General features: G+C 44.1%; 16 protein-coding genes and 1 tRNA gene. 2 read left to right on the forward strand and 15 right to left on the reverse strand.

All coding sequences use genetic code 11. The annotated features are described in order from the left end of the window. Positions 1-87 precede the first annotated feature (87 nt). From bamJ to trhO, 9 genes are all read right to left on the reverse strand, one after another. Positions 88-702, reverse strand: a complete 615-nt coding sequence (bamJ, locus tag QSH61_RS09525) for a BamJ family beta-barrel-assembly machinery protein (RefSeq protein WP_010604796.1) — start codon at positions 700-702, stop codon at positions 88-90. A 119-nt stretch (positions 703-821) separates the two neighbouring features. Beyond that, positions 822-1,205: a hypothetical protein gene (locus tag QSH61_RS09530; RefSeq protein WP_206472974.1), complete on the reverse strand. Its 384-nt coding sequence runs from the start codon at positions 1,203-1,205 to the stop codon at positions 822-824. Positions 1,206-1,258: 53 nt separating this feature from the next. Further along, positions 1,259-1,349 (reverse strand) — tRNA-Ser (locus tag QSH61_RS09535). A 90-nt stretch (positions 1,350-1,439) separates the two neighbouring features. Further along, a complete protein-coding gene (locus QSH61_RS09540; RefSeq protein ID WP_010379077.1) occupies positions 1,440-1,811 on the reverse strand; it encodes a hypothetical protein in 372 nt (123 codons plus the stop codon). A 234-nt stretch (positions 1,812-2,045) separates the two neighbouring features. Then, positions 2,046-5,096, reverse strand: coding sequence for an efflux RND transporter permease subunit (locus QSH61_RS09545; protein WP_172439979.1), 3,051 nt, complete (start codon positions 5,094-5,096; stop codon positions 2,046-2,048). Between the two features lie 45 nt (positions 5,097-5,141). Further along, complete coding sequence (locus tag QSH61_RS09550) at positions 5,142-6,179, reverse strand: efflux RND transporter periplasmic adaptor subunit (protein ID WP_206472976.1); 1,038 nt, start codon at positions 6,177-6,179, stop codon at positions 5,142-5,144. 198 nt (positions 6,180-6,377) lie between these two features. Beyond that, positions 6,378-7,388 (reverse strand): L-threonylcarbamoyladenylate synthase, encoded by a 1,011-nt coding sequence (locus QSH61_RS09555; RefSeq protein WP_206472978.1) that lies wholly within the window; start codon positions 7,386-7,388, stop codon positions 6,378-6,380. A 107-nt stretch (positions 7,389-7,495) separates the two neighbouring features. After that, positions 7,496-8,878 (reverse strand): NAD-dependent succinate-semialdehyde dehydrogenase, encoded by a 1,383-nt coding sequence (locus tag QSH61_RS09560; RefSeq protein WP_010604801.1) that lies wholly within the window; start codon positions 8,876-8,878, stop codon positions 7,496-7,498. 302 nt (positions 8,879-9,180) lie between these two features. After that, complete coding sequence (gene trhO / locus QSH61_RS09565; protein ID WP_010379088.1) at positions 9,181-10,164, reverse strand: oxygen-dependent tRNA uridine(34) hydroxylase TrhO; 984 nt, start codon at positions 10,162-10,164, stop codon at positions 9,181-9,183. 208 nt (positions 10,165-10,372) lie between these two features. Between trhO and QSH61_RS09570 the strand changes: the two genes are divergently transcribed. Together QSH61_RS09570 and QSH61_RS09575 are read left to right on the forward strand one after the other, a co-directional pair. Then, a complete protein-coding gene (locus tag QSH61_RS09570) occupies positions 10,373-11,704 on the forward strand; it encodes a DEAD/DEAH box helicase (protein WP_174168842.1) in 1,332 nt (443 codons plus the stop codon). Between the two features lie 2 nt (positions 11,705-11,706). After that, complete coding sequence (locus tag QSH61_RS09575) at positions 11,707-12,537, forward strand: CvfB family protein (protein ID WP_010379092.1); 831 nt, start codon at positions 11,707-11,709, stop codon at positions 12,535-12,537. A 288-nt stretch (positions 12,538-12,825) separates the two neighbouring features. On the opposite strand, the gene QSH61_RS09580 is transcribed toward QSH61_RS09575, so the two are convergent. From QSH61_RS09580 to QSH61_RS09605, 6 genes are all read right to left on the reverse strand, one after another. Next, positions 12,826-13,707, reverse strand: a complete 882-nt coding sequence (locus QSH61_RS09580) for a patatin-like phospholipase family protein (RefSeq protein ID WP_102056833.1) — start codon at positions 13,705-13,707, stop codon at positions 12,826-12,828. A gap of 160 nt (positions 13,708-13,867) precedes the next feature. Further along, on the reverse strand, positions 13,868-16,984 hold the full coding sequence (locus tag QSH61_RS09585) for an efflux RND transporter permease subunit (protein ID WP_206473232.1): 3,117 nt from the start codon (positions 16,982-16,984) through the stop codon (positions 13,868-13,870). Positions 16,985-16,993: 9 nt separating this feature from the next. Beyond that, positions 16,994-18,034, reverse strand: coding sequence for an efflux RND transporter periplasmic adaptor subunit (locus tag QSH61_RS09590; RefSeq protein ID WP_206473230.1), 1,041 nt, complete (start codon positions 18,032-18,034; stop codon positions 16,994-16,996). A 275-nt stretch (positions 18,035-18,309) separates the two neighbouring features. Beyond that, complete coding sequence (locus QSH61_RS09595; protein ID WP_206473228.1) at positions 18,310-20,478, reverse strand: DUF6359 domain-containing protein; 2,169 nt, start codon at positions 20,476-20,478, stop codon at positions 18,310-18,312. 70 nt (positions 20,479-20,548) lie between these two features. Next, positions 20,549-22,588, reverse strand: a complete 2,040-nt coding sequence (locus QSH61_RS09600; protein ID WP_102056837.1) for a bifunctional 2',3'-cyclic-nucleotide 2'-phosphodiesterase/3'-nucleotidase — start codon at positions 22,586-22,588, stop codon at positions 20,549-20,551. Positions 22,589-22,907: 319 nt separating this feature from the next. Beyond that, a complete protein-coding gene (locus QSH61_RS09605) occupies positions 22,908-25,622 on the reverse strand; it encodes a DUF5666 domain-containing protein (protein WP_010604809.1) in 2,715 nt (904 codons plus the stop codon). Positions 25,623-25,704 lie beyond the last annotated feature (82 nt).

The raw sequence follows: 25,704 nt of genomic DNA on the forward strand, positions 1-25,704 counted from the left end.
TTGTTATTTTAGTTGCTCAATTTGAGGGAATATTAAAGCTAAATGGAATAATAGAGTGGATCGAACAGATCCACTCAAAGCATAGACTTAAAGTACGTCTAGTAGTTCAACGTCAAAGATCAACGTTGAGAAAGGCGCGATTGCAGCACCCGCACCACGCTCACCGTACGCAAGCTCATGCGGTACGTATAGACGCCATTTAGAACCTGCTGGCATCATTTGAAGTGCTTCAGTCCAACCTTTGATCACGCCATTTACTGGGAATTCAGCTGGTTGACCGCGCTCGTAAGAGCTGTCAAATGTAGTACCGTTGATTAGAGTACCGTGGTAATGAACACGTACTTTTGAATCTTCAACAGGCTTATCGCCTTCGCCAGTTTCAACTACTTCATACTGAAGACCAGACTCAGTTACTGTTACTTCAGCACGCTTTGCATTTTCTTCTAGAAATGCAACACCTTCAGCTGCTAATACTTTCGCTTCTTCTTCACGACGCTGTTGGATTTCAGCATTGATCTTCTCAAATGCTGCTTGAATTTCAGGGATCTCAACGCGGAAGCTGTCACCAGCATAAGCGTCTTTCATACCTTCGAATACAGAGTTAAGGTTTAGACCTTCAAAAGGGTTTGCTTTAAGTTGCTCACCCATTTGTAAACCAATACCGTAGCTCGCTTTATCTGCGTCTGTGTTGAATTGAGACATAGTCTTTCCATATTTTTTATTAACAAGAACCTTAGATTGTATCACAGCCAAAATAGGCAAGATACCGGAGCGGCTTGATTATCAAGCAGTCGAGCTATTCGTCGGACACAAAAAAACCGCTAACTAGCGGCTTTCTCTTCGGCATATTGTTTGAGTTTTTTCATTACAAAGGTTGCAAATGGCAGCAATAATACAAGACCAATATTAAGCTCATCACTGTACTCTCCCAAGCTACCAACAAAGTAGTGTCCAAATCCAACCACACCAAATAATGCAATAACTACACTGGCGATTTCTGGCCAGGATTTTTCATATTTAGTGATCAGATGACCAACAAGGCAATTGAATAAAAAAACATGCAGCAGCGTCATCGTAATATCAGGGTCTTGTTGCGAATCAATCGACAACGTTAGCGCCATGTTTAGGCCGCTAAGATAAAAATAACTAAATACAATCCAAATAGAACCATGTTTTATTATTGCCATGTTACTAGCCGCAGACATACACGCCTCCAAACGAAAAAAACCGCCATTTGGAGGCGGTTTTGGGAATGAGGTGGCGGAGAGATAGGGATTTGAACCCTAGATACGCTATTAACGTATGCCGGTTTTCAAGACCGGTGCTTTCAACCACTCAGCCATCTCTCCGTTGTTGGCGCGCATTTTATGGAGTTATCCATCGGTTGTAAAGCACTATTTCAATTTTTGCATTCAAAAGCGCAAATAATAGCCGAATAATCAATAATATTGCTTTGGCCTTTTGGCAATGTAAGCAAAAATACAACTGGCGATAACCATTGCAATCACGATGATCCCCGAGTCAATCATACCAATGACTGCGTTTTTTGCAGGCAGCACTTTTTCAATGATAACCGGAATAGATGAAAACAACACAACGGTACTAAGCACTTTGAATGCTCTGGAAAAATCAAATCGCTTGGTGTAACTCATCCATGTTGTTAGTAATCCTAATACCAAGATAGGCGCCAATAGCCCCATCCATATCTCACTGGTATAACTCGATAATGCAACGGTTGCCGTGCATCCTATCAAGCTCCAAATAATCCAGGCGGTCCAATTTTCCCGTTCTTTTAAAAATAAATTACCCATGACACATCTTCTTTCAATTAGCTTGTTATTTTTATTATTGTTATAGAAAACAGGATTTACTGTCTTAGAGTAGCAAACATACTGGCTATAAAACAACCACATCGGTTGTGACAGTTTAAATAATGAAAAGTTCAACAAAAAGTATCAAAGAATGTGTTACCACAACATTAATCACTGTATAAAAAAAGCGCAGCTATTGCTGCGCTCACCTTACTTTATTTTTAACCGTGGAATTTAACTTTCAGCTTTATCAAGTTCATCCACTAATAATTTGGTTTCATCCGCCCTCGGTTTTGTAAATCTCGCTAAACCGAGATAAACGACAGGTGTGAGGTAAAGCGTAAAGAAAACCGCCAAGCCTAAACCGCCAAATACGACCCAACCGATTGCATTTCTCGATTCAGCACCTGCGCCTACCGATAAAATCAACGGTAAAGCACCAAGTAATGTAGATACTAAGGTCATCATGATAGGACGTAAACGGATCACTGCCGCTTCTTCAACAGCTTGTCTTACTGACCGTCCTTTATCACGTAACTGATCTGCGAATTCAACTAACAAGATGGCATTTTTAGCAATTAAACCAATCAACATCACTAAGCCGATTTGCGAATATATGTTTAACGAAGTACCTGTAAGATACAGCGCCAGTATGGCGGAGGTGATCCCAAACGGAACAGTGATCATCACTACAACGGCACTATTCACGCTTTCAAATTGCGCAGCAAGTACAAGCAACACAATCAAAAACGCCAGCACGTAGGTAAGTAACACTTCGTTGGCCGTTTCTTCAAACGTTAATGCTTCCCCTTTAAACGCCAGCGTCACGCTGTCGGGTAAACTCTGATCTGCCAGCGTTCGTAATTTTTCAACCACTTCTGCCATAGGCATGTCTTCTGGCTGTTTCATATCCAGCTCGATACTACGACGCTGAGCGTGGCGTTCAAGCTCGGCAGCTACGCCCTCTTCTACAATAACAGCAAGGCTACTTAGCGGAACTAATGCACCAGAGCGGCTGCCAACATAAAGGTTAGCCAAATCACTTGGATCTCTGATGGTATGGTTTTGAGCTTGCAGCATAATTGGTATGGATTGATCGCCAACATTCAAATCAGCAACATCATCGCCATTAATGGCCGCCCTAAGTGTCGTTGAGATATCACTCAAACTAACGCCAAGCTCTTCTGCTCTTCGACGGTCAATGTTTACGCGGAGCTGAGGTTGCGAGGGTTGATAAGAGATTTGCACTGGAGCCACGTCTGGCATTTCTTTTTCAACCAAAGCCGCAAATTGTTGCGCTGCTTTAAAAATCTCTAAATAGTCGTTACCAAGTAGCGCAAGCTCGATACCACCACCTTGGCCTCTTAGATTTAAGCTATTTGCACCAAAGGCACGAGCAGGTGCACCAGGTATATTACCAAGCGGTCCTCGGATCTTATCGATAATTTCCTGTTGCGAGAAATGACGCTCATCCCAATGCTTTAGCGGCACAGTAATGAACACGATATTGGGATCCCACTGACCAACAACCGTATAGATAGACTCTATTTCTCCACTTTCCACAAAAGGTAATAAAATGTCTTCCATTTGCTTGGCTTGTCTATCCATAAAGTTAAGGCCAACACCGTCAGGCCCTCTTGCGAAAATCCTGATCTTGCCTCTGTCTTCAGATGGCAAAAGCTCATTATCCAATTGCGAATAGAGCGCACCAGATAAGCTCGCAATAACCACAAATACACCAAAGGTTAGCCATGCATGGTCAAGTACCCAGTGGATCGTACCGCGATACATTTCTGCGAGTTTCACACCAATGCTCGAAAATAGATGCTTTTTGCTATCTTGCTTCACTTTTAACTTAGATGTTAATGCTGGCACCAATGACAGGGCCACAAATGAAGAAATAATCACAGCACCAGCTAACACGCCACCAAACTCCCTGAACAATCGGCCCGCAGTCGAGGGTAAAAAGGCAATCGGTACGAATACGGCAGCAAGTACTGCGGTTGTCGCGACTACAGCAAAGAAGACTTCTCTTGTCCCAAGTACCGCCGCGGCGCGACGACCTATCCCTTCGCCACGACGACGCTGAATATTCTCACTAACAACAATCGCATCATCGACGATAAGTCCAGTGGCCAACACAAGTGCTAGCAAGGTTAAAATATTAACAGAGAAGCCAAGCGCCCAGATCAGCGCCAAAGAGCCGATAAGCGCAACCGGGATTGCAAAAGCTGGAATAAGCGTCGCACGCCACGAGCCGATAAATACCCAAAGGGTGAATACCACCAGCAATATGGTTATCACTAACGAGCTCAAGACTTCGTCTACGGATGAGCGAATAAACTGTGCATCATCGGAGGTGACGAATAGCTCCAGATCTGGAAAGCGTACTTTTATCTTATCAACGAGCTGCAGAACTTCATCTGAGATTTCAATGGTATTGGACTGTGCTTGGCGAATGATCTCAAGCCCAATTACAGGCTCTCCGTCAAGCCTCACCATAGAGCGAGGATCAGCCGGCCCAAAATACACAGAGGCAATATCCCCCACCCGAGTCTCACCACGAATGATGATATCACTCACCTGCTCAGCGGTTACTGAGGTGGCATCGGCACGGACAATCAGCTGTTGATCGTCCGACTTTAAACTGCCTGCGGGTACATCAAACGGGGCTTGTCTAAGCGCCGCAGCAACATCCGGAACGGTTAAATTAAAGCTTGTCAGTTTTAACGGATCAAGTCTTACGCGCAGCACTCGCTCTCTATCGCCGTTCAGGCGCACATCGGCAACGCCTGGAATAGTTAAAAACTGCGGTGCTAAGTCTTTTTCTACTCGCTCGGTCAATCCTTCAAGTGTTAAAGAGGCACTACTTACAGTTAAAGACACCACGGCTTCTGCATCATTATCCGCTTTAATAATGGACACCCGCTCAACTTCTTCAGGTAGCTCTCTTTGTACTCGAGAAACGGATTCGCGTGTTTCGTTTGCTGCATCGTCTAGGTTAATGCCCGGACGAAATTCAACAACAATCCGTGCATTATTCTCTTCACTTTGTGCACGAATGCTTTTTACACCACTGACACGCGCGACTGCGCCTTCTAACTTACTCGTGACTTCGGTGTCGACGGTCTCAGGCGAGCCCCCAGGAAACGATGCGGACACCGTTAAACGCGGCCTATCTACATCAGGCAATTCACGAACTTCAACGCCGGCAAGAGCAGCAATACCTGCAATAATAATCAATAAATTTAATACAACGATTAACACCGGACGGCGAATGGCCATCGACGGCAAATCTTGTAACTGTGGTAACTCCGGTTTAGTCACGATTTATTCCTTCGCCAGTGCATTCGTCACCGCAATTTCTTGCCCAGGACGAAGACGTTGCACCCCTTCTACAACTAATAACTCTCTTGCAGCCAAATCGCCTGATACCAGCAATTTACCCGGCAACCGCTGTTGGATTTTGACATCTATACGCTTAGCTTTGCCATCTACTTCTTTCCATACATAAGGACCTGTTGCGCCCCAAAGCAGTGCGGCTTCAGGAATAACGGCAAACTCTTCACCCAATACCGTTAGCGATACTCTAAAGCTCATTCCAGGCAAAAAACGGTCATTGCGGTTTTCAAAGATGGCTTTGATTTTTAGTGTGCGGGCTGTTGGGTCTATTCTAGAGTCCATTTGCGCTATCTTTGCGACGATCCGTGTTGAATTATCATTCCAAGGTGTCAGCAGCACGCTATCGGTCGATTTAAGCATGCCATACGCCGATTCCGGCGCCGCAAATTGAACATACAACTTATCAAAGTTATCGATACTCGCAATCGCGGTTTGGGTGGTAATGCGATCTCCAACCTCAACGTCGGTGAGTCCCATTACGCCAGAAAAAGGGGCGATCACTTGGCGGTCTTCTAATTCATTCTTAGCTTGGATCAAGGCGACCTTTGCTAAGTCTCTGTCCGTTACCGCTTTATCTAATTCATTAATTGGGACGGCGCCGCGCTTTTGGCTATCGGTTAGACGGTCGACGGTGCGCTGCGCATCTGCAAGACGAATTTTAGCTTCTTCAAGCGCCGCTTTTTGGCGGCGTGAGTCTAGCTCCAATAGCAAAGTACCCGCTTTAACCTGATCGCCCGGTTTAAAATGTACCGCAGTCACCCTATCACCAATCGCGGGATACAAAATAACCGATTGAATAGCTTCAGCATTACCTACTGCCTGAATTTGCTGGCTACTGCTTTCAAATTGAATAGGCTCTGCAATCACTTGCGAAGGTTTCGCCAAAGCGGCATTGGTTATCAGCATAGTGGCCGTAAAAACCACCAAGCGCGTTACTTTACACATATTAACCTTAATAATTTCCATTGTTCTTAGCTATATTTGAGTGTAACAGTTAATCACTCACATCAAGATAAACTATTCGATAACACACAGGATAAGTGCGATAAGATGCAGTATGCCTTGCAGCGTTTTAAAGGCAAGCTAAGCCCATGTAAAGTAAGGTAAAGTTATGTAAAGATTGAGGCAGAGTTAGGCGCGATAGACTACCACGCCAAATAATGACTATTGTGCGGCCGCGCGCATCAGTCTGTCATTAACATCGCGCCACTCGGGCGCCGTTGGTGGTGCTTCCAACAAAATCTCGGTTGCACTTGATTGGTCCAATTGATGTAACCCGTGATAAAGGCCCTGCGCATACTTGGCTTTGTCAGCACCAAGTTTGAGATCCACCAGCTCGTTGTTTGCTGAATTCTCAGAGATCATTCGCTCAATTTGCGATGAATAATACAACACACCGGTATTCGCTTCGCACTGGCCGCTTAGGCGAGCAACTAACTCTTCCGTTGACAACAGGGTAAGCGGTTTGCTTGGTTGATAATGGGCTTTTACGTTACCAGGGACGGCTACAGTGTGCACATCGGGCTCGTCTACTTCAATATTGAGCACCGCTTCAAGTGCAGCTTTAGTAATAGGGCCTGCTCGCAAGATCCTCGGTGTGTCTGAAGATACATCGAGGATCGTTGACTCAAGTCCTACTTCACATGAACCGCCGTCTAACACAGCCGCTACCTTGCCAGACAATCCAAACAACACTTGCTCGGCGGTGGTTGGACTAATTTTTTTGTAAGGATTGGCAGAGGGCGCAGCAAGTCCGGAGTTAATGTGCTGCAATAATGCTAGCAATGCAGGATGATTTGGCACACGTATACCCACGGTTGGGTGGCCACCTGTGACTACATCGCTCACATGTGCTTGCTTTTTGGCAACGATCGTCAGTGGCCCCGGCCAAAACGCATCAGCTAAAGCGTCAAAATAGTCTGGTAATGTTTCCACCCACTCAGTGACCAAAGACTTGTCAGCGAGATGTACGATTAGCGGGTGATCAGCTGGGCGCCCTTTTGCTGCAAAGATTTTTTTAACCGCATCAGGTTGCCTTGCATCTGCTGCTAAGCCGTAAACGGTTTCTGTTGGAACCGCAACAAGGTGACCATCACGTGCAAGTTCAGCCGCTTGCGCCACTGCGCTTGGATCGGTTGCCAATAAATGTAAGGTTGTTAAGCTTGCTTCGCCCACGTGTCTTTCTCAGTGTAAAAAATGGACGCGAATTATAACCAATTTAAAATGCAAAGAGCCAGTATTACTGGCTCCAGCGTAAAAACTAACATCAAGAACGGCTTGCGTTATTCAGCGCTTGCGACCATTACGGTTTTCACGTTAACAAACTCTTTGATCCCAAAGCCACCATGCTCTCTACCATAGCCACTGTCTTTAACACCTCCAAACGGCAAATTTGGTTGTGCCAGCGAATAACCGTTGATATTCACCATGCCAGTATCAAATTCCTTGATAGCAAGCTCTGTGGCACGTTGAGTGTCTTCAGAAAAAATGCCACCACCTAAACCATAGCGTGAATCATTGGCTACCATCATCGCCTCAGCCTCATCATGCACACGAATTAGCGACGCCACAGGGCCAAAGAGTTCATCATCATAAGCCGGCATACCGGGTTTGACGTCTTCCAAAATGGTGACAGGATAATAAAACCCCTGTTGCTTTGGAATTTCTCCACCAAGTGGACAAGTCGCTCCCGCCTTAACGGACGCTTCAACTTGTTGGTGTAATTCATCACGTAAATCTTTACGCGCCATAGGACCTAAGTCGGTGTCTGCTGCGGTTGGATCTCCCACCTTAAGCTGCTTAAACCCAGCCACAAAAGCCTCTCTAAATTGGTCATAAATTTCATCAACGATAATAAAGCGCTTTGCGGCAACGCAGGTTTCACCATTGTTGACAATACGACCTTGAATACACGCGGACACTGCTTTATTAATATCAGCGTCTGCCAGCACCACAAAGGCATCGTTACTACCTAGCTCTAGGACGGTTTTTTTAGAAAGCTCAGCAGCTTGTTTGGCAACTTGTTTACCTACTTTATCGCTTCCGGTAAACGTAACACCACGAATATATGGATTCTTTATCAACTCGCTTGCTGTCTCACCATCAATTAACAGTGATTGATAGCAACCTTTTGGAAAACCGGCTTCTAAATACAGCTCTTCAATTAATTTAGCCATACCAAATACATTTGAGGCATGTTTCATTACCGTGGTATTACCCGCCATCACGTTCGAAACACTGTATCTGATAACCTGATAAAGCGGAAAGTTCCAAGGTTGTATTCCTAAGATCACGCCTATTGGTTGATAAGTGATAATGGCATGTCCCTGCTCAAATACCCGATGCTCGTCCTGTAATTCTTTTTCGCCATGCTCAGCGGTATATCGGCAAATTTCAGCACACAAGGAAACTTCCTGTTCACCCTGCTCCGTCACTTTGCCCATTTCCTCGGTCATCAGTGAGACTAACTTGGATTTATTTTGCTCAATTAAATCAGCAAGCCTGTTTAGCTTTTGTGCTCTTTGCGTAAATGTGGTTTTCTTCCAAAATGAATAACAGTCATTGGCTAAGTCCACCGACTTTTGCGCCTCGTCCAAGCTCATTAACGTATATTCATTAACGGGTTGTTCTGTCGCAGGATTAATTGTGGTTACCGTATTTGACATCATAAAGCTCCTTCAAAAATTTAACGGCGTAAATCAATTTTTAGATTTACAGTGATAGCCTTTGAATAAGCAAGGAAGGCACCAATCTGAGAATAATGAATATCCCATTGATTATTATGAATTAATTTAATTTCAGAATTAGATTTAAAAGAATTTGAATACGTGAATTAGAAAAGGCTACACACCTAATATGAAAAGTTTGCAGAGCGAATGGCGCTTGCGCAAATAGCTTGCAATGAAAGTTTAGCTGAGAAAAGGGACCATCCGGTCCCCTTGTTATGTATTCTTAGTACAATGCACCTTTAGCGCTTTTGACGTTGCGCTTCTTTTTGCGCTAGCTTTTCTTCTTTACGCTTACGAATAGCATCCTGTGCTTCATGACCGATATGACCTTCGCCGCGTAGCTTCGCCAGTTCAATTTGCTTTTGGCGCTCAGCAAATCGTGCAACTTGCTCTTCTGTTAAGTCTTTGTGGCAGTGGTGACAAGACACCCCTTCCATATATTCTTCGAGTTGTTTCTCTGCTTCCGTGATTGGCATACGACAAGCATGGCATTGATCATAAGACCCTTTGTTTAAATCATGATCGACAGCAACACGGTTATCAAACACAAAACACTCGCCTTCCCACATGGTTTCTTCTTTTGGCACGTCTTCTAAGTATTTTAGAATGCCGCCTTCCAAGTGATAAACCTCTTCGAAGCCTTGCTCTTTCATATACGCTGTCGATTTTTCACAGCGGATCCCGCCAGTACAGAACATCGCCACTTTTTTGTGTTTTTCTGGGTTTAAGTTATTTTGCGCCCACTCAGGGAACTCACGGAAAGTCTTGGTTTTAGGATCGATGGCATTTTTAAACGTACCGATCTCGATTTCATAGTCGTTACGCGTATCAACTAGCACAACGTCAGGATCTGAAATCAATGCGTTCCAATCTTGTGGTTTTACGTACGTACCAACCACTTCTTTAGGATTGATACCTTGTACACCCATGGTCACGATTTCTTTCTTAAGCTTTACTTTAGTGCGGTAGAAAGGGCAAGTTTCATCGAACGACTCTTTATAAACGATGTTATCAAGGCCCGGTTGTTTGTCTAACCATGTAAGTAGCGCATCAATGCCTTCACGTTTACCGGCAACGGTACCGTTAATGCCTTCTTCGGCAAGTAATAACGTACCGCGAACTTCATTCGCTTCCATCACATCGTGAAGTGGCTGTCTTATCTCTTGATAGTTAGGTAAAGAGACAAACTTGTACATAGCACAAACAACGTATTGTTCTGACATTGTATTTTCCTAGATTTAAGCTTTGATTAGCTTACACATTAAGCATGACGATGTGTAAAGCACGAAAACCGAGTCGCAAACCCGGCGCTGAGGCGCGTATTTTACGGATTTTTGATTAAAATGCAAAAAACACAAATTCTGTATCCGATAGCGTCTATGCTTTGGTATAATCTCGTGTTTTTAAAATTCAAGACTTGGAGAAATTGACTTGAGATTCACTGAACTTGGGATAGATACGCGCCTAGAACAACAATTGGCTCACCAAGGGATCACGGAACCGACCGAGATCCAAGCGCATGCCATCCCAACGGCTCTAGCTGGCCACGATGTTTTTGCGCAGTCTAAAACAGGCTCTGGCAAAACCCTAGCCTTCTTGCTGCCTGCCGTACAGCGTGTAATGAAACAAAAAGCGCTGAGTAAACGCGATCCTCGCGTTGTTATCGTAGCTCCAACTCGTGAACTCGCGACTCAAGTATTCTCTGAGTGTCGTGCACTGTGTGCTGGCACTAATATTCAAGTCTGTAAGATTTTGGGTGGTGAAAACTACAATGATCAGGTAAAAGCGCTACGCCGCGACCCGCATTTTGTGGTGGGTACTCCTGGTCGTATTGCCGATCACGTTGAAAATCGTTCATTATTTTTAGGCGGTCTTGAACTGCTTATTTTTGATGAAGCAGATCGTATGTTTGACCTTGGCTTTGAAAAACAGTTGGACGTCATTAATGATTCTGCGGATCACCGCCAAAGACAAACGCTGCTATTTTCAGCCACGCTAGACCATACCCAAGTTGAAGCATCGTCACGTCAATTACTTAAATCGCCAAAGCGCATTATGTTGAGCAATGCCCACCAGCAGCATGAAGACATTAAGCAAGCGCTCTACTTTGCCGATCATTTAGATCATAAAGAAGCGCTGCTTAAGCACTTCATCACACAAGATGACGTAGGACAGTGCATTATCTTTACCGCAACTCGTGGCGACACAGACCGATTAAGCAAACTGTTAAATGAGATGTCGATTAAAGCGGTATCGTTGTCGGGCGATATGCCGCAAAATAAGCGGTTAGACATTATGGAAAGCTTCAGCCGTGGGATTTATAAAGTGCTGGTTACCACAGACGTTGCCTCTCGTGGTCTCGATTTGCTCTCCGTTACCCATGTTATGAATTTTGACTTGCCTAAGCAGGCAGAAGAATATGTCCACCGTATCGGTCGTACAGGACGTGCCGGATTTAAAGGCACTGCGATTTCATTTGTTGGCCCCAAAGATTGGGATAGCTATGTGGCAATCAAAAACTATCTTGATGAGCCACTACGTTTTGAAGAAGTCTCTGGTCTTGTTGGTAAATTCAAAGGACTTAAGCAAAAACCGCAGCAGAGTAAAAATCGCTCTGCAGAGTCTGCGCCAAAGCAAACAAGTAAACCTAAGAAAAAGCCGGTGAAAAAATCACAACCGAGAAAAGTGGTCCCGCCACCAATTGATATTGACGGTACTATGCCGATGCGTCGCAAACCAAAACCACAAACTGACGAGGAATAATCATGTTAGGTCAAATCAAAATGTTAACCATTGAAGAGCTTACCGCGGAAGGGGCTTATTTAAACGGTGGTGAGCTTGGCGATGTGTTTCTTCCTCGAGCAGAAGTGCCAAAGCACACCGAAGAAGGTGACTCTGTTGAAGTATTTATCTATTTAGATAACTTGGGACACGCAACGGCAACAACCAAAAAGCCACTTGCACAAGTCGGTGAGTTTGCTCTGCTTCGCGTAAAAGAGATCAATAAGGTTGGTGCTTTTATGGATTTGGGCATTGAAAAAGACGTGTTAGCGCCTTTCAATGAACAAAAACCGAAAATGCGCGACGGCTATAGCTATTTGGTTAGGCTTTACCTAGACAACGCGAGTAAGCGTATTTGTGCGTCTAGTGCGCTGGGTAAATTTTTGAGTAAATCAAAAGCCGAGTACGAAAAATTCGAAGAAGTAGACCTAATCGTCGCGGCAAAAACCGATCTTGGCTATAAAGTGATCGTCAATGAAAAACACTTTGGATTGGTCTTTTTCAATGATGTGTTTAAGCGCATGTATATCGGTCAGCGCATGAAGGGCTTTGTAAAAGCGGTTCATGACGAAGATAAGATTGATATCGTGTTAGAAAAGCCAGGTATAGGTAAGGTTAAAGACCTTGCGGAAATCATTTATAGCAAGCTCGAAGAAAGCGGCGGCTATTTACCGCTAGGCGATAAATCAGATCCTGACGCCATCAAGCGTACTTTCTCTACCTCTAAAGCTAACTTTAAAAAAGCCATCGGTGGTTTATTCAAAGATGGCCGAATTGATATCGAAGCGACTTCTATTTCAATTCGCAAGTCTTAAACGCACATAATACTTAACCTGAGGTTTGGATAAGGAATGTTCCAACTCATTGTTTCTAAAGAACAACTTAGTTTTTCCTTTTCTAGCCAGAGAGTTTTAGGGAAAACACCGCTTCCGCGTCCTGCTCTCGCTAAGGTACCTACATCCTGTAGGCAAGGCGAATTTACGCACCAATAGCTGGCTATTGGAAGTGAATTCAACGCAGTTAGCGCTAAAACTGGCTGCTAGAAAGGCATTAATTATCCGCAGCTCAGGTTACTTAGCAAGTCTCAACCTGAGACTTGCTTGTTACATTACACTGACTTCAAGCATATCACGCCATTTATCTACCGCTTTTAATCCCAGCTCAAACCCCAATTTATAATCAGACTTTAAGGTCTCAGGGCTTGAGCCTAAAATCATAGATTCCAGTGGTCTATTGGGCGCTATTTGAATGATGTTAACATCTTCTGGTGGTGAATTCATAAAGTTCACCGCATCGGCATAGCGACTTTGATAGTGATGATACATTTCAAACATTCGAGGAGATTGATTAACGCGCCGCATGATTGGCTTTAAGCGCTCAAGCACTGGCATTTTGCCATCGTCATGTGCCTCAATGGTTCTGATCACCCAAATCGTCTTTGCCCCTTGACTGTGTGCCCAGCGCACGGGTAAAGGATCGGCCACGCCTCCATCCATCATTCCGTGACCCGCAACTTTAACGCCTGGACGATATAAAAAAGGGATCGCACTAGAAGCCTTTAAATGGGTAAACATGTTATCGTGCCACGTATGCAAATAATGTGGCTCAAGCGAATCTAAGTGACTTGCAACCGCATAAAAGTTACTTTCCGGCGTGAGGTGGTTAGGCTCAGTTGGAAACCGTACTTTGCCGCTGTGCTCTACTTGTTGAAAATACCAATCCAAGTCAATGACATTACCACCGGTAAAAAATCGCGCGGGACGGAAAAACTGCTGCTCCGTCGTCAGAGATTCGATAGCAGTTTGCGCATATTGACTTGCGCGAGCACAATAGGCTGCGAGATTTTGTGCACCCGCTGAGACACCCACTTTTAAATCAAAAGGCGTAAATTTTTTCTCAAGAAAAGCATCAAGCACGCCCGCTGTAAAAATGCCTTTTTGACCTCCACCCTCAGCGATAATTGCAGAGCGTATGTTAGTTGTCATGTTGTGCTCTTTTTATTATATAAACCTGTACGCATCTTATTTTACTGTGGGCAAAAACCCGAAATTCAAGCTTTCATACCACTTAGCAATAAAAATGCCCTGCAGAACAGAGTTGTTCAAGCAAGGCATTCATAATATCCACAGTGTGATTAATATGCGGTTAAAGTTTGCTTACAGAACTCTCTACCGGCCGTTTTAAAAAGCTGACTAATAGCGCGGGTAAAATGGTGAGTGTGACGATAGTTGCCATAGCAATACCACAAAGCACTATCATGCCAACGCCTCGATAAAGTTCAGATCCTTCTCCTGGAATGAACACCAATGGCGCAAGACCGCATAGGGTTGTCATCGTTGACATCACAATCGGTTTTAATCGCGTTTGTAGTGCTGAGATCACCGCCTCGTGAACACTCATTGCGGTACTCTCAAGGTTTCTGCGGCTTTGATCCACAATCAAAATAGGGTTATTAACCACAGTCCCTAACAAGATTAAAAAGCCAAGCATGGTGATCATGTCAAAAGGCTGGTGGAAGGTGCCTGTTATGCTACCAATGCCATTAATAGTAATTAGTCCAAGTAAGCCCCCTGCCATGCCAAGCGGCACTGTTGCCATGATAAATAGCGGGTAGCCCCAATGCTTGAAGATAGCGACAAGTAATAAGTAACACAGCGCTAATGCAACGATAAAATTACTGCCCAGCGCTTCTTTGGTTTTGTCTAGTTGATCGGCAGCACCACCTATACTCACATTGACACCAGGCAGCAGATCGCCCTGCCTCTGAAGCTGCGGTAATAATTCTGTTCTTACTAATTCCTGCGCTTCCTCTAGGGCAACATTTCTTGGCGGAATAATATATACAGTTACGGTTCTACGACCATCAACTCGACGCAAACTATCACTGTCTGCTTTTTCTCGTAGATCGGCCAAAGCGCTCAGCGGGATCAGTCCAGCTTTAGTGACAACAGGTGACTGCGCTAATTGCGAAAGACTTTGCTGATTACCCGACTCAGAAAATAAAAAGACGTCTACTTTGTCATCGTCTAAGATCAACTCGTCAACATACGCGCCATCACTCAAGGCTGCGACCGTATAGCCGAGTTCGTCAGCACTCATACCCACTTCAGCCAACCGTTGCCACCTTGGTTGGATTTCTATTAGCGGTTGGTCGAGTGTCAGAGAAGATGGCGCAGAATCCACTTGTGGATTATCAAAGACCTCCCCCGCTAACCGATACACTGCATCTGCTGCCCGATAGAGCGCCGTTTGATCTGTACCGCTAATATCCAAAGCCACTGCTCTTGAACCGCCATCATTACTTGAGATAATCGAGCCTCGTGAAGAAAATGCACGCATTCCTGGGTAGCTTCTAAACTTGGTCGTGATTGCCTCCATCATTTCATCGATGTATTCACGGTTGTATGGTTCACTCAATAGCCAAATGCTACCAACACCAACGGACATCGAATAATATTTTAAAGGTGGCAACGACGTTTTACCTGATACAAAATCGCTGTCATCGTTTTCCAAATGCTTATTTAAATAAGGAAGTAGTTCATCAGCAATTTTTTGCATATGGCTGAGGTTATAGCCCGGAGGCGCTATCATCATAGAGAACGCTTTTGGCTCCTCTCCCTCTGGCAAATATTCGGCTTTAGGCATAAATAACCACGCCCCACCGAGTAACAACACACTACCGAATACAATACACACTATGCGAGCACGTAGACTTGATAACATCGCCGGAATAAACGTTGGTAGTTTAGGCGTAGACAACATGCCACTGGAGATTTCCTTACAGGCAAAATTTGCATTAGCAGCAGGCACCACAAACAAGGCGACCAACATAGAAGCGATGATTGCGGCAGAAATAGCTATTGCTACATCGGAATAAAGCTGTCCGGCTTCTTGCTGAATAAATAAAATAGGTGCGAATACCAACACTGTGGTCAGGGTTGAAGCAAGCACCGCAGGCCATACCTCTTGAACACCGGTAATGGCTGCTTGAAGTTTGTCGAGACCTCGGCGTCTGGCTTGCTCTATGTTTTCAAGTACAACAATGGTGTTATCAACCGTCATGCCAATGGCGAATGCAACGCCGGCGAGGGAAATCACGTTGATCGTTCTGTCAAATAGCAACAGGCCCAAAAATGCCGCGATGGTACAAATTGGAACGCCCATCACACCAATAAAGGTCGAGCGTGGGCTCTTTAAAAACCAAAACATCACCAGAGTCGCAAGCACCGCACCTAGCGCTAAATTCGTCCAAACATTTTCAACAGATCCTTTAACGTAACGAACATCATCGCTCAATAGCGTCAGTTGTAGTCCATTACTTGCAAGCATGTCACGATTGATGCGAGCCACTACCTCCATCATTTCTTCTTTAATCGCCATCACGTTAGAACCACTTTCCCGTCTCACCGAGAGCATTAAGGTTCGCTCGCCATTGTTATAGGCAATATCGCGCACTTCATAATGATCAAGCTTTACCTGAGCGATGTCTTTGAGCTTAATTGTGGTGCCCGCACGGTGACTGACTACCAGCTCTTCTAGCGCTTTAGCTGACTCAAAGCGGCCGACCATACGCAGCAAATAACGGCGTTTACCACTGTCTATATCGCCGGCAGAGGCATCTTGGTTACGGCTGCGTATTGCATTTCTAACGTCAACTAAGCTAATTCCACGGCTCGCCAATTGTTCTTGATCTACCAAAATTTGTACTTGATAGAGTGCACCACCACGCACACCAACCTGAGATACTCCACTGACTCTCTCCATTTCTGGGCGAATAAAGTCTTCGGCATAATCACGAAGCATATCGATATCAAGATTGAGTGGATTTCCCGGTTGTGGCTTTAGATTAAAAAACATAAAGGCATTGCTCGAAAACGCGCTGCTGTATAACACCGGCTGGTCAACGTTTTCAGGATAATTTGGTACTTGAGATAACGCATTACTCACGTTTATGAGCGCTTCGTTGACGTCGACACCAAATGGAAACTCAAGCTCTATCTCTGCCTCACCGGTATTTGCATAACTGGACATGCGAGTTAGATTCGCAAGTGAGCGAAGATACCTTTCTTGCTCTATAAGTATTTCTTTTTCAACATCCTGTGGCGTGGCACCGGGCCAATTGGTCACCACAGTGATGGTTCTTACTTCAAGATCTGGGATCATTTGCACCGGAATTTTAAACGCTGCAACAATACCCAATATCGAACAGATCAATACCGTGACTGCAACTAAAATGGCGTGATTTACACTGGCTCTTAACATCACCCGCTCCTATAAACCCGGTACAATGTTTAATGCTTGGCCTTCTTGCAATAACTCATTGCCTTCAACCACCACTTGTTGCCCTATCTCTAAGCCTGATAAAACTTCAATATGACCATTAATTCGCTCACCAATTTGAACGTTTAACCGCTTTGCTTGACCGTCAACGGCCACAAAGACACTGAACCCACCGTCGGGATGACGCAAAATCGCATCGCTAGGAATAATCACGCTGTGGTCTTGTGCTCGAATTAGCGGCAGTTTTGCCGTAGCCGATGCGCCGACACGCAACTGCGCATCTGTTGGGATTGCCAATCTTAATAGAAACGAGCGACTGGTTTTGTCAACGACAGGAAGTTTTGCCAATACATGAGCTTGATGCTGCACGCTTGGCGCGCTTGCAACACTAAAATTAACGACGCGGCCAAGGTTAATAAGCTGAAAGTACTCTTGTGGCACTTGCAAATCGAGCCACAGAATATCGCTACTTACTAGCTCAAACACCGTTTGTCCGCGCGTCACCCACTCACCTAAATTAACCGTGCGCCTCGCTATTATCCCCGTAAAAGGCGCTTTTAATTGATGGCGGTTAACGAGCTCTCGCTGATAAGCTATCTTAGCTTGTGCTTCTAAAAGAGAGGCTTCTGATGCTTGTAACTTTGCCTGTCTGTCAGCAAGCTCTGTTTGCGCAAATAATTTTTGCTGCGACAGAGACTGTGCTTCTTTTACCAACCTTATCGCATTGTTGCGATCGACCTTGGCACGCTCAAGTGCAGCTTCTACACTTTTCAGCTCAGCTTTTACTAAAGCTGCATCGAGACTCAGCAGTACAGCATTTGCTTCAACAATGTCGCCGGCTTCAGCTGAGATCTTAGTGATTACACCATCGGTTAAACTTGACACTTGTGCATGTTGTGCGGCACTAATCGAGCCAGTTAAAGACAGTGTTCGTTCAAGCTGTTGTTGCTTTACATCAGTGACCACAACGTTGACCGCTGCAGCATAAAGGTTAAAGGATAAAAGAGAGAATATTAAGCAAACGCATTTCATGTAGTTTGATCCAAAGTTAAAAGCACTATTCCTTTTCGTAAGCACTTGGCAAAAGTACCTACTGATCTCGACTAAGCATTGCAGCTGGCGAGTTTATATCACTATAACGCGACACACTAACACAAATAAAAATCATTACTATCTAAACAGGATGAATGACCTCAAAAGTGTAGTTTGTGAAATAATGAATGAACAAAGAACATACAGAAATGACGCTTGGAATAAAGTAGACATAAATGTTGCTATGCCTACTTTAAGGGGTTAATTGCAGTGATTTAATTTAACAATACAAGTGAAGTGACATTACGAACACCAGGATGACTCATATAATCATTTTTAATTCCTTCAACTCTCAGTGATTTACCAATCAAACTCGGGTTAAGCTTGGGACTAAATGCATCACGCTGAGCTGCTTCCAACTTAATATATAGCTTGTTGCCAACGACAGTTGCGTCGCTTAATTCAAGCGCATAGATATCGTTTACAGCAGCTGTGATTTTGCCACTGACTACCACTGCTGAGCCATTATTTAGCGCTAATACGTCAGCTACACTCATATCACTAGATGGCTCTGTCGTTGTACCAACGGTTTGTATTTCACTGACTTCTCGTATCCCCGGTGCACTCATATACGATGAGCGAACACCTTTGATAACTAAAGTAGAATCAAGAATGGATGGATTAAGCTGCGGACTAAATGCAGCACGCTGGTGACTTTCAAGTTTAACATTTATCGTATGAGTAGGATTTTGGCTGTCCTCAAGTACTAAAGCATAGATATCATTAAGTGCAGATTTAACACGCCCAACAAGCTCAATTTCATTGCCCTCGGCGGTTGCAAGCGCCTGCTCAACCGACAATGCCACTGGTGCAATCTGAATATCGCTTACATAACGAATACCAGCCTCACCCATATAGCTGTCTCGAGTACCAGTCACTATAACTGATTGACCAAGGATCTCTGGATTGAGTTGCGGGTTAAAGTCACTGCGCTGAGCAGATTCAAGCTTTACGTTGATACTTAGCGATGCGTTGGCAGTATCTGTGAGTAATAGGCCATAGATACCGTTTACTTCGGCTGTCACTTTACCTAACACTGCAAATTTAGACCCAGCAGAAGCAGCAAGTGCCTGTGCTACAGAAATCGTGCCATCAGGAGTTGGCTCTGGATCGGGATTAGGATCTGGATTGGTTTGCCCTGAACCATAAGGCGCATTGAAAGAGTTATTTTTATAGCTATCTGTATTCCACGCATCAAAACCCGATGCAGGCGTCCCCCATGGCTGACCATTGTTTGGATCAGACATTTCTTGCAGCGCCATTGGCACAGGTGTTACTTCGCCGCTTGCATGACCGTTAGTACCATCAAAGTACTGATACGACTCGGGCGTTGCTAGCCAATTGATGATGTTGACCGAAAGTACAGCTGCATTACCTCTGTCCGTCCAGCCGGGGTACGTCTTTTTACTATTGCCATTATCCTGACGCTTGTATTTAGGTGTAGCGTCTTCAATTGGAGAAGAATCACCAATAAACGCAGCTTTACCTAATCCGGCTTTTGAGATAGCAACATACGGGCCTTCATTTCTACCACCAAAGTAAAGCCCATCATCTTTAGCATGACGCCACTTAGCTGGTGTATCTGAAGGTGAAAAATAAACCAAGCCCTTCGCTTTTTGTTCATCTACAATCGCAAGCGTCGCGCCCGCGGCCATCAATACAGGAGTAACTCCGAGTGTGATCCCTTCTGTTTTGCTCGCAGACTCAATACCACTTACGCCTTGCTTGTAGTCAGCGGCATTAAAGCGAAAGCGGATCCCAAAATTTTCTGCAAGCCATCCCATGTCTGCTGATTTTGGATTACGCCAGTCACCGTACTCACCACCTAGATTATACTTGGCCAGATCTGAGCGGTTGTAGCCGTTAAAGACTTCAGTGGCATCCCACGTATTTAGATTACGATCCGCGTCATAATGATCCGCAATAAAAAATATCCCTTTTCCATCCGCTACAAACTGCAATAACGCTGCTTGCTCTGATTGAGTGAAAGGACGGTTAGTTTCTGCCAATACAAAGACATCTGCATCTTTAATCGCATCGTAGCTGATAACCGCTTCATTTTGATTGCTTTGAGAGGTACGGTCGTCAAAGAATCTAATCTTGCCGTCATTGTTTAAATCAACACCGCGATATTCTTTTACGGTATATCCTTCATTAACCAATGCATCCGCAAAGTCTGAAAACGCACCGTCAATAACCCAATCGGCATTTCCCTCCACGCCACCGTGTGACACATCAAATAATACTGTCTTACCATTGCTGTTTGTGGTTGGTGTTTTAACTGGAATATGGTTATTCCAGTCATACGGCTGTGCTGCAAACACAGATGTGGATATAGCCGCAGCCAAAACTACGCTGCTAAGCTTGAAGTTTACTTGTTTCATTCGTCAAATCCCGTTGAAAATTATAAAAAGAAGCGATAAAAAAGCCGCCAAAATATGGCGGCGTAGTGTATTAGTTCAGCGGTTGTGTTAAATCCAGCTGATAAAGTGCAAAACCTCGTTCGTCGGTTTTGCCAGTAGGTAGAATATGATTAAATTGCTGACTGTAGGTTTCAGCATCCGCACTAGTTGAACTAAAGAACTCAATATTAGCGCCAACTACAGGTGCAAATGACCAGTTCATATCTGCCGATGGATCAAGTCCTGCGGCACCATTTTGGTCGCTAACAAAAGTAATATAGTCAGCAACGACCTGACGGTTCTCATTTGGCGAGTCGACAACGATTTTATCTCCCTTAATATTTGGGAAATTACCGCCACCAGATGCACGATAGTTATTCGTTGCAACCAAGAATACTTGGTCGTCCTTCACCAACTCACCTTGATACTTCAATGCCTTAATGCGGTTACCGTTTGACACCTTTTCACCGTTTGCCGCGTAGCGTGCAGGCTCAGTGACATCAATTTGATACGTCACACCATCTAGCACATCATAGTTATATGAAGGAAAGTCTGGATTGATCAGCGCTTGAACGCCTTCAGTATTCGGTGTGATTTGATTGAACTGGCCTGCAGACATTTCAAGCCATTCGCGCACTTCGCTGCCCTTGAGCTTCAACACCTTAAGTACGTTAGGATAAATGTACATATCTGCAACGTTACGATAGGCGATATCACCTGCAGGAATTGCGGTAAAGTCATCTGGCCCGCCACGCCCAGCTCTAAAGGGTGCACCCGCAGACAGAATAGGTAATCCATCAAGCTCAGTACCTTGCACTATTTTTGCTGTATACCATGCTTGTGCGTCAGTCACGATTTGGATTGAGGGGTCGTCATTCACTAACGCAAAATAGCTGTTCACAGTGTTGGTGATTTTAGCAAAAGGCTCATTCACCCATGCGCGCGTTTCAGCATGCTCACTATGCACTACCGCTTCAATTGCTGCATCGCTTTCAACCAATGATATCGTGTTTCGATTTTCATCCGTTTCATAGATTGGTTTAAGCGTTGACTGTGAGTCAACCACCGTCCATTTACCTGACTTAAACTGGATATCTAAGTCAATTACACCAAGGTGATTTCCCCAAAAACCAGGCATTACAGCCGCAACGCCATTGATTGTGCCTTTATCGTTATCAACACCATGTGCCGCTAAGTCTGCATAGCCCGAACCTGGGAAATTTGCATGCGCATGACCAAACATAATGGCGTCTATATCATCCACCTTAGATAAGGCATAAGATGCGTTTTCAGCCATTGGCTTATCGGCAGATACATCAAGACCTGAGTGCGGAATAGCAACGACAATATCCGCGCCTTCAGCTTTCATTTTAGGTACATAGTGTTTTGCCATTTTTACGATGTCTTTGGCGATCACTTTGCCTTCAAGATTGGCCTTATCCCATTGCATGATTTGCGGTGGAACAAACCCGATAAAGCCGACTTTAATCACCTGAAGTTTGTCATTCTCGTCAAAGAATTGCTTTTCTTGAATTAGGTAAGGCTTAAACAACGGAACATCATTTGTTTCATCTTCGTCGCCATCAACCTTAAACACGTTTGCACTGATGTAGGGAAAATTCGCATCGTCGATTGCTTCGTCTAAAAACGCCAAGCCAAAGTTAAACTCATGATTACCAATATTTGCGACATCGTACTCTAGTGTGTTCATGGCCTTATAAACAGGATGAACTTCTCCCTCTTTGAGGTTTTTGATTTTCGCCATATAGTCGCCAAGCGGACTACCTTGGATCAAGTCGCCGTTATCTACTAGCATGGAATTTTTAACTTGGCTTCTCGCTTGATGGATTAACGCCGCGGTTTTCACTAGACCCACTTTGTCGTCTTGCTTGTCTGAAAAGTAGTTGTAGTTCAATACATTTGCATGCAAATCTGTGGTTTCTAGTAAACGCAAAGACACCGCAGTGCCCTCTTTTGGAATATCAGGTCCTTTCGGCACGTTTATATCAACATTGTTATCTGAATCTGAGCAACCAGTAATAATGCTTGTGGCACCGCACAATAGTGCGATTGGAAGTAGTTTTGTTTTCATAAGTCCTTTCTTTACTTTGTTTGCATACCCGTGTGCATGCTTTTAGTTATTTCAGCAATACCAAGTCACGTCTCTTCTTATTCCACTTCATAGAAACTGAACCTAGAAGCACAGCGAGTCAGTATAAACCGTTGCGTTTTGCGTGGCGGGTGTCACTATACGAGGGAAAAAAGTCAGGAAAGCTAAGCTTTTATGGCAGTTCAGTGGGATAAATATGACGTTACTAAGTCAGGAGAAGCGAATTAATTTTAAAGTGAAATATAAACAAAAAAGCCTCCACATTGGAGGCTTTAATTGTGACTTTTACATTTACCAATAGTTAATCTTCAAAATCGACTTCTAGCGCGATGATCGTGCCTTCGACCATTTGAGCGGTAACTTCAACCTTAACATCATTACTAAGGTCACTTTTTTGGCCATCTTTGAATACGGTGTCATTGGTTACATGAACCGTCATTCCAAATAATGTAAATTGGTCGCCAGACAAGTTTGCAACTTTACCTTCGAGCTCAAAATAGGCGTAGTCTTCGAACTCTACCTTTTCAGCTTGAATATAAGTTTCACCATTTTCAGTTACTAAATAGCCTTCAACTTCAACGTTTTTGCCTGTTGCAATATCAGATTGACTGCCACCTTTAAACTGAGTTTGCTCAGATACTTTGACTTTTTGGCCAAGGACGTAAAACGCCTCATCTGTCTCAACTTGTGTGATTGGACCTTCAACCTCCACATATTTTACGGCTTCAAATTTGAGCTCTTTAGCAATAACAGTGACACCGTCGGTTGTGTAACCTTCAACCTCAACTGCCAAGCCATTTGAAAGCTTTTCAAAATTACCATTCTTAAGCTTTGTATCTGCCGTAATTTGAACGCGCTGCGCACCAAGGTTGAACTCGTAATCAAACGCAGAGTTTTTGACTAGGTCCTCAATTAAGCCCGCAATTTCGACTTCATCAACGTCATCTTCCTCAAACTCGACCTTTTTAGCCAACAATACATTGTCGTCAGTTAACACGCCTTCTACTTCAACCGTTACACCGTTTCCTAGGTTACTGCTACTGCCATCTTTAAATTCCGTGTTGCCATCAGTTGCAATAGAGACACCATTCACCATGAACTCAGACGCTGAGACAAAGTTTGTGATTTTGCCTTCGACTTCAAGTTCAATACCATCATCAGACTCGATTTCAATTTTAAGTGCCAAGATTGAACCATCAGCACGCTGAATAGCGGTAACTTCAACTTCATCGCCAATCACAAATAAGCCGTTTTTAAACTCAGTATTTCCATCAAAAAATACTGTCTTACCATCAACACTAAAAGTTGCGTCGACCGGATTAAAACTAACCACTTTACCTTCTAGCTCAAATCTACGGTCATCGAAGTCATCGTCTTTGTCATCAACTTCAACTTTAGTTGCGATCAATGAGTCTCCTTGGATCACATAATCAACTTCCGCGATATCACCTGCTGCCACTTGTTCAAAAAATGTCGTGAGGTTTACATCATCTTCAAGTTCCAGCTCTGTCGCACCATTGATGGCAAAGACAAGTTTGCCTACTGTGATTGTTTGCTCGCCAGCATTAACAGCCGTGATTTTTCCCTCAACCTCATGTTCTTGCTGGTCGTCAAAATCGCTTGCAGAGATACGCTCTAAATCTCTCACAACGTAGGCACCTTCAAAACCAAATGCCTCAATTTCTACGACATCACCTACACTAAGCTTCTCAAGTTTAAGTTCGATGTCTTCTGCATCCGAGTCATCTTCAAACTGGGTATAGCTATCCACAAAATAGGTGCTACCAAATACTGTTAGTGTCTGTGCTTCAAGGTCAATATCTTCTACTACGCCAGTTAATTCGATTTCAGAGTGCTTATCAAAGCGTACTTTTTTTGCGATTAAACCTTCTTCGGTTGCAACTGCAAGCACAAATACGCGCATACCGATTTGCAGGTCATCATCATCCCCTTTTTTGAAATCAGTGTCGTCATTTAATGTGAAGCTGTGCCCGCCGATTGCGAAGGTGTCGTCACTGACTTGAGTTACAATACCTTCAAATTTGGCGACCGCACCTGTTGATACTGGCTCGTTGCTATCAACCTCTACACTGTCTGCAAGTAATACACCGTCAATAGGTAAACTTGATGCTTCCACCTCCACTATTGCATTGTTTTCAAGCGTCCCTTCAACTTCTGTTGCTTGGCTATAGTCTATAGTCAACATACCTAATTTGAATGTTTTCGCATCAAGATCTAGCTCAGCAACCTTACCTTCAATTTCAAATTCGCCATTTTGCTCTTCCACATCAATGCGGGTAGCAACATACTGACCCTGCCCTTGATGCAACGCACTGATCTCTACGAAATCACCTGTCGTTATTTCTGTGAAAGCTACCTCTAATTTCGTACGTTTATCAACACTAAATTCTTGACCCAAAACAGTGATTGTTTGTTTGGCGTAGTCGACTGCCGTCACCACACCTTTAGCAGTTGCGTCATAGATAATAGAGTCAGCTACTGCAAAATTGCCATCTGCGCCTTGCTTACCTTGCAGATTTATCAGCATGCCCACTTTTAGATTTGCTTGTTGATCTGGCGTCGTCTCATAACGCACACCGTTTACGTATACACTGCCAAACCCAGTTACAGTTCCCTGTGCACTTACTGATGTACGGTAGGTAATGGTGATTGTTTCTTCTTCATTACCACTCAAATCGACAGTAACCGAGTTTTCATTTGGCTGATAGAGTGCTTGATCCACAGAACGAGAAGTAGCCGTTAATTTATACTCCCCGTTTGCTAAGGCATTTAGAGTAGTCGTGCTTGTAATGTCTTCGCTATAGCTAGAAGGGCCTGTTAGCGTTAAGCCCGCATCTGCACCAGCTGGTAAGCCTTGTACAATGACTTTTATTGAACCTTTAGTTCCTGTGTTATCACCAGGTTGCGGATCGGTATCACTTCCACTTCCGCCCCCACAAGCAACCAAAAGGCTACTCGATGCCAATAACGATGGTAACAACCATTTTTTATCCATTATATAATCTCCTAAATTTTGGCTCATTTAGTACATGCAGCTGCTAGCCACAAAAACTTAACATGCACTCTAGACGGCCGAA

It is taken from the genome of Pseudoalteromonas sp. JC3 (assembly GCF_030291895.1).
In the GTDB taxonomy this organism is placed as follows: domain Bacteria; phylum Pseudomonadota; class Gammaproteobacteria; order Enterobacterales; family Alteromonadaceae; genus Pseudoalteromonas.